This window comes from Fulvivirga lutea (assembly GCF_017068455.1).
GTDB lineage: Bacteria > Bacteroidota > Bacteroidia > Cytophagales > Cyclobacteriaceae > Fulvivirga > Fulvivirga lutea.
In genome coordinates, this window is the sequence record NZ_CP070608.1 from 3936681 (window position 1) to 3955247 (window position 18567).

Below are 18567 nucleotides of genomic sequence, written 5' to 3' on the forward strand. Positions count from 1 at the left end.
CAAAAACTAAATAAAAATGACTAAGAAAATAATTGGAGTAGTACTTATTGTAGCTGGTATAGCATTGGCCAAATGGGGCTATGATATATATGACTCTGCAAGTTCACAAATTACCAGAGCTCTTATTGGCGATACTCCGTTTGAGGCTTGGGCTGGCATGGTAGCTGGCGGAGTTTGCATTTTACTTGGAATTCGTCAACTCAAATAATCAATGGTTTTTCATAATTATACTGTTGCAATACTATTGTTGATTTTTGCCAGGTGTTCTACCAAGCAAAACTTACCCGACCCATTAGAAGCTGGCTGGAATGGCGAGGCTGTTTGCGAAGTTTTAGAAGATAATGCTGAGTTGAGAGTGCTTAAATGCACATTTCCGCCCGGTGTAGGGCATGAAAAACACTACCATCAGAGGCACTTTGGTTATACAATTGCAGGTGGCACATTTCGCATAACAGATGCCACTGGTACAAGGGAAATTAATGTACCCACAGGCACCCACTTCTCAAATGAAGGAATAGAATGGCATGAAGTACTGAATGTTGGCGACAGTACTGCAGTATTTCTAATAGTAGAGCCTAAATAGACAACTTGAAAACATTCGAGATGGATTCAGAAAAAAACAAAGAGAATGCCATTGCTTTTTATAAATTGGCATACCAGGGCAATCCGCGAAAGGCAGTGGAGTTATATGTTGGTAATGAGTATATTCAACATAATCCTGATGTAGAAAATGGAACAGAGGGCTTTATTCGCTATTTTGAGCGGATGCATAATGAGTACCCCGATAAAAGCCTCAAATTTGTTCGAAGTATTGCAGAAGGTGATTTGGTAGCATTACACACCCACCAAGTTTGGCCAGGTAATGATGAATACGTAACTATGGATTTCTTTCGTTTTGATGCGAATGGAAAAATCTGTGAGCACTGGGATGCCATTCAACAAATACCAGAGAAATCTAAAAACCCTAATACCATGTATTAAGGTTCTTTTATCTGAGATTAGTCCATCCATAAAATAATTATAAATCTAAACTCTAGCCTTGATTATTATTTTGATGTCCTTAAAATATCCGAAGGCTTGAGAATATTTTTCTCATAACCTGAGCGAGTAACATTTATCATTGATTGCCCTAGCTGAGTTGTATTTACTATCGATTTAGGGAATAAAAACTTTAGCAGCTTTATCAGCCACATAAAGTAATCGTAGAAGAACTGGTACAATCGGGTGCCGGACTTAATTCCTTTGAGCGGGATAATTGCACCGGGCCTGTACATAAATGCTTGTTTGAAACCCATATTGAGTAGGTCATTTTCAGTTTTACCCTTTACTCGTGCCCACATAGTTCTGCCTTTCTCAGAGCTATCAGTACCTTGACCTGACACATATGTAATTGTCATATTGGCATTATGATTATATAAGACTTTGGCCAAGGCTAATGTGTAATCATAGGTTATTTCTTTGTACTTGGCTTCACTCAACCCCGCTGCACTAATACCCATGCAAAGATATGCTGCATCATATCCAGCTAATTGATCTTTTATAGAATCATAGTTTCCGAAATCCTGGTGGATGATCTCCTTGATCTTTTCGTGTTTTATACTTATCTGCCTACGGTTTATTAGCAACACTTCGGAGATTTCAGGGTGATCAAGACATTCTAAAAGAACCCCTTTACCTACCATACCTGTTGCACCTGTTATAATAACTTTCATAGTTTCTATTTTATATTTTTCTCGGTTACCATCCTAACCATTGCAAAAAACCAATTGTTGGGTAGCACTCGCTTTAAGAATAAAAGAAATGGTGCTCCACTACCTACAGGATATCTCATCTTATAGCCACTGTCTGTTGCTGCTTTATAAATCTTTTTAGCTACGACAATAGGTCCTGGTGCATTTGCCCCAACCTTTTGCATGGTATTAAAGGTACCATTTACATATTTGTCATATTCCTCAAGATTCTCCGCTTTCATTAAATCCATTGACCTGTCATAAAAATCTGTTTTTATGGCGCCTGGTTCTATCAATTTAACTTTAATGCCAAACTGTTTCAATTCATAATGCAACGATTCGGAAAATCCTTCAACGGCCCATTTTGTGCCATGATACAAACTATAAAGAGGGAAGGTAATTCTGCCACCAACTGACGCTATATTGATTACAATTCCGGCCTTATTCTTTCTAAAATGAGGTAGTATCGCCCTGGTCACGTTCATTAAACCAAATACATTGGTATCGAACTGTCTTCTAATCTGTTCGTTTGTTGATGCCTCGAAAGCACCTACCAAACCATAACCTGCATTGTTCACTAATACATCAATTTGTCCAAAGTCAGAAATGGCCGCATCGATCGCGCTATCGATAGATTGTTGATCAGTTACATCCAATTTGTACAAATGAACATTTTCCATTTTGGCCAGATCCTCATACTTCTCCGGACTACGCATGGTGGCGGCTACATTCCAGCCCTTTTTCTGGAAATATTCTGTTGTACTTCTTCCAATTCCTGATGATGCACCTGTAATAAATATTGTTTTCATAATTTTATGTGAGTACTTACTTACTTGTTCTTTAAATTTTTTATTCCTGATATTTTATTAATAAAAATTCGATCATATTTTCCATATCAAAATTGTCTGATAAGAAATAGCGAGTAGCTAAGCCATCTAATAACAATAGTAAAATATCAGCTTCCTGTTCTGGGTTCTGATAGCCTAGTTTTTCAAACGCAGTAGTTAAAGCATTTCTGATGGGCTCCATTTTTTTTTCATCATACAATTCTGTTTCCCACTTTAATTTGTATTGTAATTTCCAGAAATGTGATTGCTCACTATCCATAGCAATTTCTGAAGCAATTCTAAACGTTTTGTTGATTACTTCCTGTGGGTCTGATTCCATTACTATATTGGCAAAAAGCACCTTAAGTCTTGATTCGCCTTCTTTAGAAATTGCTTCTAAAAGACCCTCCTTATTAGTAAAATGCCTGAAAATCAACCCTTCCGAAACACCTGCCTTTTTAGCTATTTTACTGGTAGAGGTTGATCCATACCCTTCTTCAGCAAACAGCTCTAATGCTGCATTTAATATTTTTTCTTGTTTCTCAGTCATGTTAGTGAGTAATTACTTACAAAGTAATAACAAGAATGGTTCATTTCCAAATTTGTCAATAAAAATAGTGGTTACTCATCAAGGATTTCAATCTCCACACGCACATTCTGTTTGGCCTTGGTGCTGTGTTTATCGTGGAGCATTCTATTACCGCCCCAGGCTTTTATCTCCATCCGATCTTCTGAAATTCCTTTACTTACTAAGTAATCTCGAATGGTTTCTGCTCGCTCTTTCGACAGCTTCTTCGCACTTCCAAAACCTTTAGGGTTGTCATTGCTCAAGTTAAAAAACTGATCATCGATCACAGAAATTATAGGTCCGGCATGTTTACCATTTACATGGCCATGTATTTTAATACGCATGTTTTTGTTCTCTTGCAGCATATCGAGCAAGCTATTAACTTCATACTTAGATTCTGGTCGCATAACTGCTGCATCTTTATAGTAAAAAACATTATACATAGTTATGATGTCGCCTTTACGGTAGCGCACCAAATCAAAATTGAGCACTAATCCATTTTCCGTTGAATCTATTTCTGCATTGGTTGTGCCATTTATTGGATCGTAATAGTTGAACTCTTTCTGTACTTTCCTAAACCCAAATACATCAACTATGACGGTAATCTGACCAGAGCCATTCTTAGGATCGTCTACATGAACATGATGACCTGACTCTACAACGTCCATTAGCTTCGAACGTTCTGTATCTATTATTTGAAGCTCTCCTTTTACTTCACTTCCGTCAGTTGAATTTGTCAGCTCGAACTTAACTTCCAGTCGATCATCTTTTTCAACAGCAATTTCCTCTTTCTCTACTTCTGATATACTCTCCTCTTCAGCTTTAGGTTTTTCAGTTACTTCTTCTTTCTTTTTCTTAGGTACTTCTTCCTCTTCTGGCTCATCCTTTTCTACATTCTTGAATCGCTCGGCATATAGATCACCCAGTGGATTAACCACTTCCTTCTTTAGTGCTTGAGTTGTTTCTTCAGCTCTTTTTTGTTCTTCAGGAGATAGTTGCAATCGGGCTTCTGAAGTCTTAACATGCACCCAGGAATCTCCAAAGCCTTCCTTTGTTCTCATCTCCTTCATTTTAGCTATGGCTTCCTTAAAACTCTCAGTATGATCTACATAAACATAAATCAACGAACCTCGCTCATTTAGACCAAAACGAGCATCATAACCTTCATTACTTACCTGTTTCGTAAATTTAACAGCTAATTCAACCTGGCTTTTGGCGTAGGCCCCAACAACGATGGCATAGCCTTGGGGAATATCTTTGGTTTGTGAGTATAAACTCTGGGCTAGTGATGTAAAAACTATAAGAAAAAGTGAAAGGAGTCTCATTTATCAAATATGGTAATTATTCTTCCAAAATTTCAATCTCAACTCGCACATTCTTCTCAGCCGATGAACTATGCTTATCATAAAGCATCTTTTTACCACCCCATCCTTTTATCTCCATACGATCTTCTTCAATGCCTTGATCCATTAACCAATGCTGGATAGTGTAAGCTCTATACTCTGACAGTTTCTTCGCACTGGCTTTAGTTTCTAAGTGTGAACCATTTAAACTAAAGAACTTCTTATCGTCTAAATCCAAATGCTTAACCACACCATGCGAATTACCATTAGTATGACCATGAATCGCTATTCTCATATTGTCATTTTCCTGCATCATATTGAGTAATTGGTTCAATTCAGTAATTGATTCTTCTCTCATGATAGCCGCATCTATATAGAAATATACATTCCACATAGTCATATAATCACCTTTATTATAACGCCTTAAGGGCATATCAACGATAATACTGTCACCAATGGTTGTTACGTGCTCTTTGTCTTTTGAAGTTTCAGGCTCATCCAGGTCCACCTGCCTGTTCACTATTCTGTATCCGAAAATGTCCGTTTCAAAATTGACTTTTCGTGTACCATTATTAGGGTCATCCATTTCCACCAATTCCTGTGTTGGCAGTTTTCCTAAATCCTTCTGTCTTTCAATATCAGTGGTTTTAACACTTCCTTTTACTTCGTGTAAGTCAGTTACATCATAGGTATTAAAATAGACCCAAAACTTATCGTCAGGCTTTACTCTTACTGGTTCCTCATTCTGAGCCACCATCTCCTCAGTCATTTCATTTTGCATATTGGCCTGACGTGCTTCCCGCTCTAATTCAGCCTCTTCAACATCATGCACAAGTTTCTCCAAATCATTTCCTCCAGAATTTGAAGCGACATTTTGCTGCTTTAATTGATCGGACGGTATGTGAAGGCAATTGAAATTACCATTATACAACCATGTTTTTCCTAACGCAGAAAATTGCTCGCGTATAGATAATACCCTACTTCTGGCTTCTTCTACATCGCTGGACTCATGCACGTATACATAGTGAAGGTTATTGAAATTATTTTCACGTACACTTGTCTTTAAGCCTTTAGTTGCATAAAAATCGGCAAACCTTTGGGCATTCGATTCCAAATTAAAGACACCTATTACTGCATAACTTTTTACATTGTCAGGAATCTGTGCAAGAGCTGTAGTAACAGTGAAAAATAAAATAACAATTAATGATTTTCGGAAAGTATTCATGGCGTTAAAGTCTAAAAAATTGATGGTGTTGAGCCTGTTGAATACACAGCCTTGGCAAATTAAAATAGTTACCAACCCAACAAAAAAACCAAATTATTCCCCTGAGCCTGAATGGAATCAAGCACTGGTAAGTTGATCTCACTATGCTATAATCAGCTAGCATATTAAAAAAATGATAGTAAAAGTTTAAAAAATTAACTCCGAAATGTAAATATTTAAAGTAATCAAAACAAAGAAAATATAGTAAGTTCTTCAATTTCAGCTATTTAGGTGTTTTAAATATTATTTTATTTAGAATTTTTTTAATTATATAAATCAATAAATAATTAAAATGAGCCTTTTTAGACCATAATACCTTTCCTTAACTTTGATAAATTTTAATCAGCTCTATGAACCATCTAATAAAATTCTTTACCCTATCTATTTGCCTGTTAGCCATATCTTGTGCTGGAAATAAAACGCAGGAAGAAGCTAATTCAACAGAAGAGTCTGAGCTTCCTAAAGAAGAACAAATTGAAAAGTCGTTGTATGATGAGGTAATGGCAGTGCATGACGAAATGATGCCTAAAATGGAAAGTATGATGGAGATCAAAGGCAGGTTAATAGAAATGTCTGATTCGCTAAGGGAAGCAGGTAAAGCAACTGAATCAAGTGTGTATGTTTCTGCGGTAGACAAAATTGAAGGAGCAGATGAAGCTATGATGGGCTGGATGCGCCAATTTAAGCCAAATATGGAGGGTATGTCTCACCAGGAAAAAGTCGATTACCTGACAACTCAAAAAAACAAAATGGACAGTGTTAAAGTGGTGATGCAGGTAGCTATATCTAACGGAGATTCGCTTTTATCCAATTAACCCCCTTTTTGACTTAAGACTATTTGAAGGTATCTGCCTAATTTTCCCGCAGGAAAGCCTTTACGCTTAAACCATATTAAATATTCTACCGGTAGCTCTACTAAACGGGTATTTTTGAATTTACCGAAGGGCATTCGATACCTCATCAATTCTTCAAGCTCTTGTCGCGCTTTTACAGGATCAAATGCATCTTCCAAATTATATTAGTTAAGGTTCCAACGAACTCCTAAATATAGCTCTCTTCCATGAATTGGCGCAAAGGCATAGGATGTATCAAATGATTCGCTGAATCCAATATTTGCATTAGGATCGTTAAAACCTACTAAAGGTGATATAGGTTGTCTATAATCAAATATATTTTGAAGACCTCCATACACACTCCAACCCTTGTTAAATGATTTTGTCACCTGAAAGTTATGAATGTAAAATGGGTCCGATTCGGTAGGTCTTGCATTAGGTAAAGGGTTGCCAGACTCATCCAAATCAAATACCTCCGGCAGGGCCATTGGTCCGGAAAGCCGTGCTGTATAGCCAAGTGTTATTCCCGCCCTTTTAAATTCGTAATTAGCCGTTATCACACCCGAATACTGTTGGGCAAATTCAATATCTGAAGTAACAAGTTCTTCAAACTCATTCGGTTCTGTTTGAGTAACGTCTTGCCAGTTGAAACCTACGCTAATTGCCAGTGGTCCTTGAAAATCGTGATTTACGTTAAACCCTAACCCTTTGGTAATGGCATGCCCTTCTGTATTCGCATAAATGATTTTATTTGGAGTATCATAGTCAGGTATAATCTTATTAGTAAAGTAAGTATAATAGGCATCTATATCTATCATACCCTGGCTTTCACCAATGGTATACACATGATTTATATTGATGGATGCATTATAAGATTGTTCAGGTTTTAAATCTCCTTGTATTTCTACCTCTCGTTGACCGGATACAAATGCATGATCTTCAGTAAATAGATTCACAACACGAAAACCTGTTCCTAAATTAGTTCTTACAGATGTCCATGGTCCGAGCTTATATTTAAGGTTAAGCCTTGGGGAAAGTATAGGTCCGTGCAAATTATAATGGTCTAATCTCACACCCGTTAACATCATAAATTTTTTAGATATCTGCCATTCATCCTGTACAAATACACCGGGTATATATTGATTGTCTGGTTTATTAACGATTCCATTTGAGGTAGAATCTCTCGTAGCCACAGTATTATCATCATAGCTTTGATACCTGTTGGTTAGTCCAACTATCAAATTGTGGCTATCCAATGGCTTATCCCACACTAAATTGGCAAAACCGATATGTTGTTCTGCTTTATAATGGTCGGCTCCGTAATAGCTATCCTGATTATGGGTTGAAAAAGAATAATCCAATCGTATGTTCTCCAAGGAGTTTAACTGGTATGTACCAAAAAGCTCTGCTCTCTCCGTATAAATACTTTCGCCATACACTTCATCACTCCCGCGTAATTCTTTATAATTTCTATTCACTAAAAATTCTTCAACGCCATTGCGCCTGTCTTCATAATACACTTTACCGGCTATTGTAAATCGTTTTTTGCTAGGCCTTTTTATATCCCATTTAGTAAATAATGAGTATCTGTCAAGATTAATATTATCTCCAAAGCCATCTTTATTATCGTCATCAAAATCATTAATATATGCATAGTTGAGACCCAGAAAACCACTGGCTTTTTCTCCCTTTATTGTTCCTGCAATATTGCCAAAAGACTCTAAGTGCGAAGTACCCATAACATCTACAGAAAAAGAAGGTTGCTTATCCGGATCTTTAGTAATCACATTGATAACACCGGCAACTGCTTCAGAACCATAAAGAGTAGAGCTTGGGCCTTTAATTACCTCAAATCGATCGATTATCATTGATGGTATGCCATTTAAACCATACACCGATGCAAGACTTCCGTAAATAGGCGTACCGTCCATTAAAATGGCTGTATATGGGCCTGGCAAGCCATTTATACTAATACTATTTGTAAAGCAAACGCCACAGGCTGTAACTTGCTGAATGCCATTAACCAGTTTAATACCTTCAACGATAGAAGAAGCTGCTGCGGGAGTAAACGTGTTCATGTAGTTAGAAGTAACTACTTCAACTTTTACGGGAGAGTCTGTTATATACTTTGGTTGCATGGTGCCTGTTATCACCACTTCATCAAGTCCCAGGTTGCTTATTTCTAAATTTATATTCAATTGTTGGTTCTCACCTGATGAGATTTTAACTGTTTTTGTTGTGGGCTTATAACCAATCGCCCGTATTTCGAGCGACACTTCATTTGATTCTACATTCTCTATTTTAAAATAACCGTTAACGTCAGCCACCGCTCCGGTCTTTGTGCCTACTATTTGGACTGTTGCACCAACGATAGGCTCACCCTCATGCAAGACCTTACCGGAGATGCTTGTTTGCGCCTGAACAATACTATTAAATACAATTAAAAAATATGCTATGCAGTATTTGAAACTCATTAATGCCTATTTATTTACACAAAGCTAATTCAATTATAATTATATATCAAAATTTATTTTTAGGCTTATCTAAATTTAAACATGACCTCGCTCATACAGACCATCATTACTAATATTCTTTATATTTAAAGGAATGGATCAGCCTACAGCTATACTCAAAAAAACCGAAAACTATCTCCACAAGAAATTTAAAGAGAATGACAGTAGTTCTCTGAATTACCACAATTGGTCTCACACTCAAAGTATTGTTTCAATTGCAAAAGAGTTATGTAATGAAGCAGGATTAACGATAAATGAATGTGAGCAGGTGTTGCTCGCAGCGTGGTTTGTAAATAGTGGTTATTTATACGACTATGAAAATTTCATTTCTCACAGCATTAAGGAGGCAAGAGATTTTCTATCTCAGAATGATTTTAATAAGGAAAGAGCAAATCAGATTGTTGATCTTATTGAGGGTTCTGGCGAAGCAGGTGCTAAAAGATCTAAACTGCACGAAATATTGCATGATGCTATTATCTCAGATATTGGTAAGAAAAGATTTTTTAGAAGAAGTGAGCTATTGAGAATAGAGCGAAAACAAGTACTAGATGAAGAGTATACCGAACAAGATTGGGAACAAAGAAGGTATGATTATCTAGTAGAAACGAACTTCTTAACAAAAGAGGCCAAATCACTCTATGGTAGTAGAAGATCTAAGAATATTAAGAGGCAGAGAAAAAATATTATAACTGCTCAAAAAATAACAACCAGAACAAATACTGGAAAGGATTTGGGAAGAGGCATTGATACACTCTACCGGTCTAGCTACAGAACACATATTAATTTAAGTGCTATTGCCGATGGCAAGGCGAACATGATGATTAGTATCAATACTATTCTAATATCGGTAATTGTTACCCTTTCTGGTGCCAGCTTGAGTATTAGAGAATCTTATATTATTGAAAACCTCAGATTCACTGTACCTATATTTACGCTTCTTATCAGTTCTCTCTTATCTGTGGTGTTTGCAGTTTTATCTGCCAGACCAAAGCTTACCCAAAAAGATATTGATTGGGATAAATTAAATAACAACGACATGAGCTTGCTTTACTTTGGTAACTTTTTGGGAGTAACTAAAAAACAATTCAAATCATACCTTCAACGTCTGAAAGAAAATCAGGAAGATTTATATGATAGCATGTCAATGGATTTATATAACCTTGGCAAGGTTCTTAAGGAGAAGTACCGACTTCTTAAAATATCCTATAATGTCTTTATGATTGGCCTATCGCTAACTGTGGTTGCCTTTATATTGATCTTTATTTATACCAATTCATAATTCGATTTTGTTTTATGGCCATAATCAGCAAGAAAAAGAACATTTATAAGATCAGTAAAGCTCTTAGAGGCTACCTGCTCAAATACGATCGTGAGATTGAGTTACCCATTAATTATCAGGACCTCCTCCGTTATAATAATTCGATTGCTCTGATCGATAATAAGGGAAAAGATACACTTTGGGAAACGGTTTTTTACCCTCAAGATGAGATGAAGGACATCCACCATAGTGTGAAAACCATTTACGCCATATTAAAAGCCGATGGCGATTTATCTGTGATGGAGCATCTTTTTGTTGACCGTATTGATTTATGTGTATTTGGCAATACTCAGCCTTTTAGAATTCGAATTGTCAATCGTATTAACGATAACTTCGATTACTTCTACATAAAAAATGCCGATGCATCGCGCGTATATGGTTTAGAGCTTGAGCATTTGCTTTCACCAAACAGGATAAGTTATGTAGTAAATAAGGAAACCCTTATTGAGGAACACATTGTGGGTATACCGGGCGACCAGTTTATGAAATATCATTTGAATGATAAGAATTTGAATGAAATTCGAATCGCTAAAGAGTTTGTAAAATTTAATGAACGCTGTTTTGTTCGCCTATTAGGAGATATGCACTCTAGCAATTTTGTCATTGACATTACGCCAGATTTTGAAGAAGTAGATTACAGAATTAGGGCCATTGATTTCGATCAGCAATCCTATGAAGGAAGAAAGGCCATTTATCTGCCACAATATTTTAAACAAAACAACCCACTCATAAAAATTGGACTTAAATGCATGACACCAGAAACCGTGAAGCAATACCAAAAAGAAGAAAGGTCGTTAATTGCACACAGGTATAAAGCCAGTAAAGAAAAAACGATTGAGCTTTTACACGCTATGTCGTCAGATAACTTATCTACACCTAAAAATGTGAAATCGCTAGCCAAAGATTTAGCCAAACACTATAAGAACGACTCTTTTCTGGAATGCAAAACTATGGGCGAGCTTGTACAGCGAAGTCTTGAAACGGTATTAAATCAAAAGCCTACTTATCAGTTTCCTTAATATGAAATATTAAGTGAAGGTCAGCTCAGAATCTGATTTAGTTCGAGATTCCTGCTCACGGCCTGAATGACAAAAAGAGATTTGGCTTGTTTCAAGTAGTATTATTCTTCTATTTTTGAATTTATGATCATCGTTAAACCCAAAGTAGGAACACTATTTTCGTTAGGAGTTTTTGTGGCTGCCTGTCTTTCTGTGAGTGGCTATTCTGTAGGATATGTATTTGGCGCTGAGAAACCAGAATGGTACCACTATGCCCTTTTTCTCATTTTCGGGCCTATAGGGTTAGGTCTTCTTTTTCGTATGATTTTCAAATACAAGGTGGTTCGATTTGGTAAAGGGAATGTGATTATCAATTTTCCTACGCGCTTCAATGAAAAAATATACGACTTGAATGATGTGAAAATGTGGCATGAGACCACCATTAAAACTGCCGGTGGAAAATATAAGGAACTCGAAATATTGTTTGAGGATCAAAAACGGCTCAGCCTTTCTATGCAGGAGCACACCGAATACCCTAAAGTGATTACCTATCTAAAAAAGAAAATCGCTAAAAGAGAGAAGAAATGATAAAGAATATTCTGTTGGTTGGATTAGGCGGTTTTATTGGAAGCACCTTGCGCTACGTTACTTATTTATTCATTGATAAGCGCTTTGAACTGACATTCCCTCTCTCCACTTTTACAGTAAATATTATTGGCAGTTTTTTACTAGGAATAATTATGAGTTTAGCTGCCAAAGATCTTCTTAACGAACCTATGAGATTATTACTGGCTGTAGGTATCTGCGGAAGCTTTACTACTTTCTCTACCTTCGCCTTGGAAAACCTTAACCTTTTGTCTGGTAAAGAAGTGTTTACCTCATTTCTTTACATTGCTGCGAGTGTTGTTCTTGGAATTGGAGCTGCGTTTGCCGGACAGCTGATTGTGAAGTAACAAGCTTTTAGTTCCAAGCTACAAGCTAAAATTTTGAATGAAAACTTGAAGCTTGAAGCTTGTTACTTGCGCCTTGAAGCTTAATTACCTATGCTCCCAATCGTATTTATCTAATTCCTCCAGGCATACTTTTAGCAACTTAATACCACCATCAATATCTTCTTTATGTGCCATTTCAATTACCTGATGCAAATGTCTTGTTGGGATGGATACTGCTCCGGAAATAGCTCCATCTTTACCCATTCTTTGAATGCCTGCTGTATCTGTTCCACCAGCAGTAAGTAACTCTGGTTGCCATTTTATCTTCTTCTTATCAGCAGTCTTTTTCATGTAGTCAATCATTCGGTAATCGCAAATGGTACTTGCATCCATAATTTTGATAGCTGCCCCCTCACCTAAAGATGTTACTTTTTCATGCGCTGCCGCTCCTGGTAAATCAAAGGCGATTGTAGTATCTAAACCAAAACCAAAAGTTGGATTTATACTGTGGGCTGCCACATTAGCTCCTCGAATGCCCACCTCCTCCTGCACTGTAAATACTCCATATACATCATAAGGTACATTTTTAAGCTTTCTTAACGTCTCGATTAATATAAATACAGAAACGCGGTTATCAATCGATTTACAGTTCACACAGTCGCCCATTTCTATCAGCTCACGCTCTCTGGTAATCGGATCGCCAACTCCAACAATCTTCTCGACCTCCTCCTTTTTCATCCCCAGATCAATGTAATAATCTTTAATCTTCGGCATTCTATTACGCTCTTCTGGACTCATCACATGAATAGGTTTGGTACCCATAACACCTATTACATCTTTCTTACCGTGAATTACCACGCGTTGTGCCGTGAGGGTTTTGGGATCGAAACCACCCAATGTTGTGAATCGCACAAAGCCCTTATCATCTACATGTGTAACTATAAAACCTATTTCATCCATGTGCGCACCTACCATGGCAGATTTTTCAGAAGATTTTCCTTTTTTCAAAGCAATCACATTACCCATATTGTCCACCTTTACTGAGTCAACTAATGGAGTAACTTCATCGATGATAATCTTTCTGATTTTGCTCTCATATCCGGGCACACCGGGCGCTTCACATATTTTCTTAAGTAGTTTTACGTTAATAGCCATATAGATTCGATTAATGAATGTCGAAGATAAGTATAATGAGTAAAATTATTCGATTTTTGCCCCACAACTAAAACATCAGTATTAAATCAGTTCTATGGCTAAAAAAGGAAAAGAAAAGAAACGCTCACTTCTCTCCTATCTCTTACGTTTTATTGGTGTTATAGTATTCTCCGGGCTGAGTCTGGCTATCATTTTTGTACTATTAATTAAGGCTGGGTATTTCGGTGCACTGCCTTCAGAATCATCCTTACAAAACATTAAGAACAACATTGCTACAGAAGTGTACAGCTCTGATGGCGTTTTGCTTGGGCGATTTTTTGTTCAGGAGCGTAATCCTACCTCTTATGAAAATATTTCACCCCATGTGATTAATGCGCTGGTGGCCACTGAAGATGCCCGCTTTTATGAGCATAAAGGTGTTGACCCGCGCAGCCTTTTGCGTGTAGTAATAAAGACTGTAATTCTACAAGACAGAAGCGGTGGTGGTGGAAGCACCATTAGTCAGCAGCTGGCAAAAAACATGTTTCCAAGAGAAATCAATACGAAATTTGATATTGCTGTTACTAAAATTAAAGAAGCCCTCATCGCATTTCAGCTTGAAAGCAGCTACAGTAAAGAAGAAATTCTTGAGTTGTATTTAAATACTGTTCCATTTGGAGAAAATATTTATGGTATTGAACTCGCGGCTCAGCGATTTTTCAACAAAAAGGCAAAAGAGCTGGAAATTCAAGAGGCTGCAGTTTTGGTTGGTATGCTTAAGGCAAACCACACGTATAACCCACGACTTTTTCCTGATAAATCACAGCAGCGCAGAAATGTAGTGATGAGTCAGATGGTGAAATACGACTATTTATCTGAAGAGAAATATGATTCACTAAAAACCCTTCCTGTTGAAATTGATTACAATCGAATTTCACCACAAAGTGGATTGGCCACTTATTTTAGGGCCTTCATTAGACCTGAACTGGAGAAGTGGGCCGAGGAGAACGAAAAACCGGACGGAACGAATTACAATATTTATGCTGATGGGCTAAAGATTTACACCACCATTGATTCTCGTATTCAGGAAGCAGCTGAAGCCTCGATGAGTCGTAATATGGCCTACTTGCAAGAACAGTTTGATAATCATTGGTCTACTAGTAAGCCTTGGAGTTCTGAGAAAAGTATTTTGGATGATGCCATTAAAAGATCCTCGACATATAAAAACTTAAAGAAAAAAGGTCTCAATCATTCTGAGATACTAAAAACATTGAAAGCAAAGCATCCAACGGATGTATTTACCCATGACGGAATGCAAGAGAAGAACCTATCTTCTATTGATTCATTGGCTCACTATTTAATGATTTTACAATCTGGCTTAGTGGCAATGGACCCTACGAATGGACATATAAAAGCATGGGTAGGCGGTATTGACTTCAGCCAGTTTCAGTATGACCATGTTCTCAAAGCCAAAAGACAAGTAGGCTCTACCTTTAAACCTTTCGTATATGCTGCCGCTCTCGAAAAAGGTATAGATCCTTGTGACCATATATCTGCATCGAGAACTGTTTACAAAAATTTGGAAGATTGGACGCCCGGTAATGCTGATGACAGTGAAAATGTGATGAAATATTCATTTACGGGTGCATTAGCAAAATCAGTAAATACAGTAACAATAAAATTAGTTGAAAAAGTAGGCGTAGATGAAGTAGTTGAAACAGCTCAGCGAATGGGTATTGATGAAAAATTGCCTTCAGTACCTTCGGTGGCTTTAGGAACTGCCAGCATACCCTTGCTAGAAATGACCAAGGCGTATTGCACATTCGCTAATGGTGGTTTAACTGTACAACCTGTATTCTTAAAAGAAATTAAGGACTATAACGGAACTAGCTTGTACAAAGTAGAAACTCCAAGCCCACAGCGAGCGATTCAGCAACAAACTGCACAATTGATGAATCATATGCTTAAAGCAGTGGTGGATGAAGGAACTGCTTCCTCTGCAAGATGGAAGTACAATTTAACGAATGACGTTGCAGGTAAAACTGGCACCACACAATCGAATGCCGATGGTTGGTTTATTGGCTATAACCCTAAGTTGGTCGTTGGTGTATGGGTGGGGGCTGATGATCCCAGAATAAGATTTCGTACTACCGCTCTGGGCAGCGGTGGTCACATGGCGCTACCCATTTTTGTAGGCATGTTTAAAGACATGAATAAAGTATCTGCGTTAAACTCAATTACATCTGCCAAGTTCCCGACATTATCTGATGACCTGCTATCTGTAGTTGAATGTGAGAGTGAGAAAGAGGATAAGAACTTTTTACAAAAAGTGTTGGGTATTGACAAAAAAGACAAAGCAAAGACCAAAGAATTTGGTGAAGAAAAGAAAGGTTTCTTTAAGAAGTTGAAAGACGTTTTTAAGAAGAAGAATGAGTAGTTACCTCCAATATCTTTCTTTAAATTCTTTCTCGATATCTACCAAAATTTCATTTTCCTTTAATGGCTGCCCTCCATATACCTCGACCCTAACATTTTCTCTGATTTTCTCATCCAGGGCCATTTTAACAATAGGAATTGGCACCCAATCTGAAGAAGTTGAAAATCTTCCAAATTCATCAGTCACAACTCGTTTGATATAGCCCATCTCCGCCAATGAGTTCATTGAGGCTGGTTTGATATAAACCATAGATTTATCATCAGAAATTTTAGATACTTCAGATTTCACTATTTCAAATTCAGCTGTTTGAATAGAAATAAACCCATGATTTATATTGTAGTAAGCTGAAAAAATAGAGCCAATCATGAGAAGACTAATGGATACGAGTTGAAGCTTAAATGAACAATTCTTCAACCCATTACTTAAAGCAAATATGATATGAATGATCACGAGCAAAAACAGCGTACTCATTGATCGAAACGAAATCCATTTATCTAATGAAATAACATTAGGCAACATAGAAAACACAAAGAATACAGATGCAATGGTTATTGTTATTGCTACATTTTTGGATCTCAATTTTGATGAAAATGTTTTGATGTCTATATAGTTGATTATGATAACTATTAAAGAAAATGCCGCAATAACTTTCATCCAGGTTCTTGATACGAAAATAAGGTTATAACTGAGTGACTTCTTTAATGGACCGGCTATAAAATGTAGAACGTCATAGACTATATTATACTCAATCCCACCTCTTTCTAATGGTTTTAAATCAAGACCGAATAGGTAAAATTTGTATGTAATAAAGTAAAATACATATGTGACTACATGCACGATAAGAGGCTTCAAAAGAATTTGTGAATCACGGTTAGTTAACCACTTTATAAAAACTGGGATTATAAAAAAAGTAAAAGCAGGCTGATAGAGGTTCAACGCTACAATTCCAAGAGTTATGCTAACGAAAACTGAAGTATTACTCTTAAACTCAACAGCTATATATCCGGCAATTAATGCAATAAGCAAAGCCCATGATACCTGAAAGGTGGCCGCCCAAATAATGATAATATTGAATGACGGACTGCAGGCAAACAAAACAGTGATGGCTAACGCATAAATATTCTCAACTTTGTAAAACCTTAAAACTTGGTATAAGACTGTTAATAATATAAAGCCCCCAAACAATGAAAAAAGACGAACATATTTTAGATGTTCTACTAGACTGAGTTGGCTAAATATTGATTTTATTAAAACTCCGTAAAGCAGTCTTCCTCCTTGTATGAATACATTGATGAAGTTGTCATTTTTAGCGTTTAAAATGAACTCATACACATCAGTATAAGCATAGGTATTCAGGATGCCCCAGAAAAGGACCAGAATTAGAATAAAGAGGATAAATATTGAAAAAAGGTAATCTTTATTGATTGCTTTCATTCAGGATTGAGTGTATTGCGAGTGTAGGGTCGAAGGTATTAATTGTTGGTTTTATTTATATCATATCCATTGTATAATATCTACATTAATCTCGTGTGGTCCCACTTTTACTCGTAGTAGTTCTTCATAATTAAACGCTATTCATTAATTGATTTCAAATACTCCTTTGGAGTTAGACCCGCTATCTTTTTAAAAATCCTGAAGAATGAACTTGAACTCTTAAAACCAAACTCTTCTGCTACAGCAACCAGAGTTAAGTGCTTATATTCTTCTTTACCAATATTGGCCTTCAATGCCTCTACACGATGAGTATTGACCAAATCAAAAAATGATTGGTTGAGCTTATGATTTATAGATTGCGAAATGTGATGAGATGGTATCCTCAATTCATTAGAAACGTCTTTCAATCTCAAGTCTGCATTCTTATAAACACTTTCTTTCGCGATATGTAAAACCACCTGATCTACTATTTCAGACATACGAGCATCGGTAAGGCCACTTGAAATGTATTTTTCAATAGTGTCCGTTCCTTCAATTGGCTTTTCTGACCATGAGTAATAAGTTGTGAGGTGAATGAGCATTGAGAGTGTAATGTAAATGATTGGCGAGTAATTCCACCCGGGAACAATCACTTTCAAATCAACTAACAAATAATAGATTAGTCCTACAAAACAGAAAATCAGCATCAGCTGAATAACCTTACCTATATACTCATAATTGATAATATTAGAATCTGAGGAGAACTCTTTAAGCTCTTTTTGACCCGACCTCAAGATTCTTAGTGACAACATAGCATAGAATAAGAAATGCAACTGGTATAAGTAATGATGCGGATCAATTGTGTAAACCTCTGGTTCCCAAAAATTGATAAAAGTATGAATCCGCTCTTGTGCTGGTCTTAAATAGAATGGGAACAGGTAAATGTAAAAAACTACAAAAGGAAATAAGTGAAACCAATCTATGCGCTCTAAACGTCTGCCAATATGCCTCTTGATGAAAAGATAAAACGCAGGCCCAATAACATACCAAACCGGTGGAAAGGCCCAAATAAACTGCGGATAGTCATAAAACCAACCATAGTGTTCATACATGTAAACCAGAATAAGCAAAGAGATAGCAGCCAGTGCAATTCCTAAAAAAGGCCTTCGGATTTTCATAAAAGCATATAACGCACTTAGAAAACCCTGTACAACACTATAGGACAATATGATGGCAATCAAATTGGGATTCACAGGC

The 18567-nt window shown here is 36.8% G+C and carries 19 protein-coding genes; 9 read left to right on the forward strand and 10 right to left on the reverse strand.

From position 1 onward, the window contains the following. Nucleotides 1-16: 16 nt before the first annotated feature. The 3 genes from JR347_RS17525 to JR347_RS17535 are packed head-to-tail and all read left to right on the forward strand — an operon-like array spanning nucleotide 17 to nucleotide 981. On the forward strand, nucleotides 17-208 hold the full coding sequence (locus tag JR347_RS17525) for a DUF3185 family protein (RefSeq protein ID WP_205721872.1): 192 nt from the start codon (nucleotides 17-19) through the stop codon (nucleotides 206-208). Nucleotides 209-211: 3 nt separating this feature from the next. Then, the gene (locus tag JR347_RS17530) at nucleotides 212-583 is read left to right on the forward strand and encodes a cupin domain-containing protein (protein ID WP_205721873.1); all 372 of its coding nucleotides are present in this window, start codon (nucleotides 212-214) and stop codon (nucleotides 581-583) included. 20 nt (nucleotides 584-603) lie between these two features. Beyond that, nucleotides 604-981: a nuclear transport factor 2 family protein gene (locus JR347_RS17535; RefSeq protein WP_205721874.1), complete on the forward strand. Its 378-nt coding sequence runs from the start codon at nucleotides 604-606 to the stop codon at nucleotides 979-981. Nucleotides 982-1046: 65 nt separating this feature from the next. Here the strand turns inward: JR347_RS17535 and JR347_RS17540 are convergent, their stop codons facing one another. The 5 genes from JR347_RS17540 to JR347_RS17560 form a co-directional block, all read right to left on the reverse strand. Beyond that, on the reverse strand, nucleotides 1047-1712 hold the full coding sequence (locus tag JR347_RS17540) for an NAD-dependent epimerase/dehydratase family protein (RefSeq protein ID WP_205721875.1): 666 nt from the start codon (nucleotides 1710-1712) through the stop codon (nucleotides 1047-1049). A gap of 5 nt (nucleotides 1713-1717) precedes the next feature. Continuing rightward, entirely contained in the window at nucleotides 1718-2539 is an 822-nt protein-coding gene (locus JR347_RS17545) for an SDR family oxidoreductase (protein ID WP_235689709.1), read from the reverse strand. 40 nt (nucleotides 2540-2579) lie between these two features. Beyond that, nucleotides 2580-3107: a TetR/AcrR family transcriptional regulator gene (locus JR347_RS17550; RefSeq protein WP_205721876.1), complete on the reverse strand. Its 528-nt coding sequence runs from the start codon at nucleotides 3105-3107 to the stop codon at nucleotides 2580-2582. Nucleotides 3108-3178: 71 nt separating this feature from the next. After that, nucleotides 3179-4450: an OmpA family protein gene (locus JR347_RS17555; protein WP_205721877.1), complete on the reverse strand. Its 1272-nt coding sequence runs from the start codon at nucleotides 4448-4450 to the stop codon at nucleotides 3179-3181. Between the two features lie 16 nt (nucleotides 4451-4466). Further along, nucleotides 4467-5693 (reverse strand): OmpA family protein, encoded by a 1227-nt coding sequence (locus tag JR347_RS17560; RefSeq protein WP_205721878.1) that lies wholly within the window; start codon nucleotides 5691-5693, stop codon nucleotides 4467-4469. Between the two features lie 389 nt (nucleotides 5694-6082). On the opposite strand from JR347_RS17560, the gene JR347_RS17565 reads away from it, so the two are divergent. Next, nucleotides 6083-6547, forward strand: coding sequence for a hypothetical protein (locus JR347_RS17565; protein ID WP_205721879.1), 465 nt, complete (start codon nucleotides 6083-6085; stop codon nucleotides 6545-6547). On the opposite strand, the gene JR347_RS17570 is transcribed toward JR347_RS17565, so the two are convergent. Together JR347_RS17570 and JR347_RS17575 are read right to left on the reverse strand one after the other, a co-directional pair. Further along, nucleotides 6544-6744 carry a DUF3820 family protein gene (locus JR347_RS17570; protein WP_235689710.1) on the reverse strand — a complete coding sequence of 67 codons (201 nt, stop codon included), beginning with the start codon at nucleotides 6742-6744 and terminating at the stop codon, nucleotides 6544-6546. The two genes, JR347_RS17565 and JR347_RS17570, sit on opposite strands and share 4 nt — an antisense overlap. Before the next feature lie 6 nt (nucleotides 6745-6750). Beyond that, entirely contained in the window at nucleotides 6751-9039 is a 2289-nt protein-coding gene (locus tag JR347_RS17575) for a TonB-dependent receptor (protein ID WP_205721880.1), read from the reverse strand. Nucleotides 9040-9172: 133 nt separating this feature from the next. On the opposite strand from JR347_RS17575, the gene JR347_RS17580 reads away from it, so the two are divergent. The 4 genes from JR347_RS17580 to crcB all read left to right on the forward strand — a co-directional run bounded on the left by JR347_RS17580 (nucleotide 9173) and on the right by crcB (nucleotide 12347). After that, a complete protein-coding gene (locus tag JR347_RS17580) occupies nucleotides 9173-10357 on the forward strand; it encodes a Pycsar system effector family protein (RefSeq protein WP_205721881.1) in 1185 nt (394 codons plus the stop codon). A 14-nt stretch (nucleotides 10358-10371) separates the two neighbouring features. Then, on the forward strand, nucleotides 10372-11415 hold the full coding sequence (locus tag JR347_RS17585; RefSeq protein ID WP_205721882.1) for a hypothetical protein: 1044 nt from the start codon (nucleotides 10372-10374) through the stop codon (nucleotides 11413-11415). A gap of 123 nt (nucleotides 11416-11538) precedes the next feature. Continuing rightward, nucleotides 11539-11982 carry a hypothetical protein gene (locus tag JR347_RS17590; RefSeq protein ID WP_205721883.1) on the forward strand — a complete coding sequence of 148 codons (444 nt, stop codon included), beginning with the start codon at nucleotides 11539-11541 and terminating at the stop codon, nucleotides 11980-11982. Next, on the forward strand, nucleotides 11979-12347 hold the full coding sequence (gene crcB, locus JR347_RS17595) for a fluoride efflux transporter CrcB (RefSeq protein ID WP_205721884.1): 369 nt from the start codon (nucleotides 11979-11981) through the stop codon (nucleotides 12345-12347). The genes JR347_RS17590 and crcB overlap by 4 nt, the downstream gene beginning before the upstream one ends. A gap of 84 nt (nucleotides 12348-12431) precedes the next feature. On the opposite strand, the gene JR347_RS17600 is transcribed toward crcB, so the two are convergent. Then, nucleotides 12432-13481: a M42 family metallopeptidase gene (locus JR347_RS17600; protein WP_205721885.1), complete on the reverse strand. Its 1050-nt coding sequence runs from the start codon at nucleotides 13479-13481 to the stop codon at nucleotides 12432-12434. Nucleotides 13482-13575: 94 nt separating this feature from the next. Here JR347_RS17600 and JR347_RS17605 point away from each other — a divergent pair, with 94 nt between their 5' ends. Further along, nucleotides 13576-15897, forward strand: a complete 2322-nt coding sequence (locus JR347_RS17605) for a penicillin-binding protein 1A (RefSeq protein WP_205721886.1) — start codon at nucleotides 13576-13578, stop codon at nucleotides 15895-15897. Here the strand turns inward: JR347_RS17605 and JR347_RS17610 are convergent, their stop codons facing one another. Then, the gene (locus JR347_RS17610; protein WP_205721887.1) at nucleotides 15898-17331 is read right to left on the reverse strand and encodes a hypothetical protein; all 1434 of its coding nucleotides are present in this window, start codon (nucleotides 17329-17331) and stop codon (nucleotides 15898-15900) included. 137 nt (nucleotides 17332-17468) lie between these two features. Then, a complete protein-coding gene (locus tag JR347_RS17615) occupies nucleotides 17469-18488 on the reverse strand; it encodes a helix-turn-helix domain-containing protein (RefSeq protein ID WP_205721888.1) in 1020 nt (339 codons plus the stop codon). Nucleotides 18489-18567: the final 79 nt, after the last annotated feature.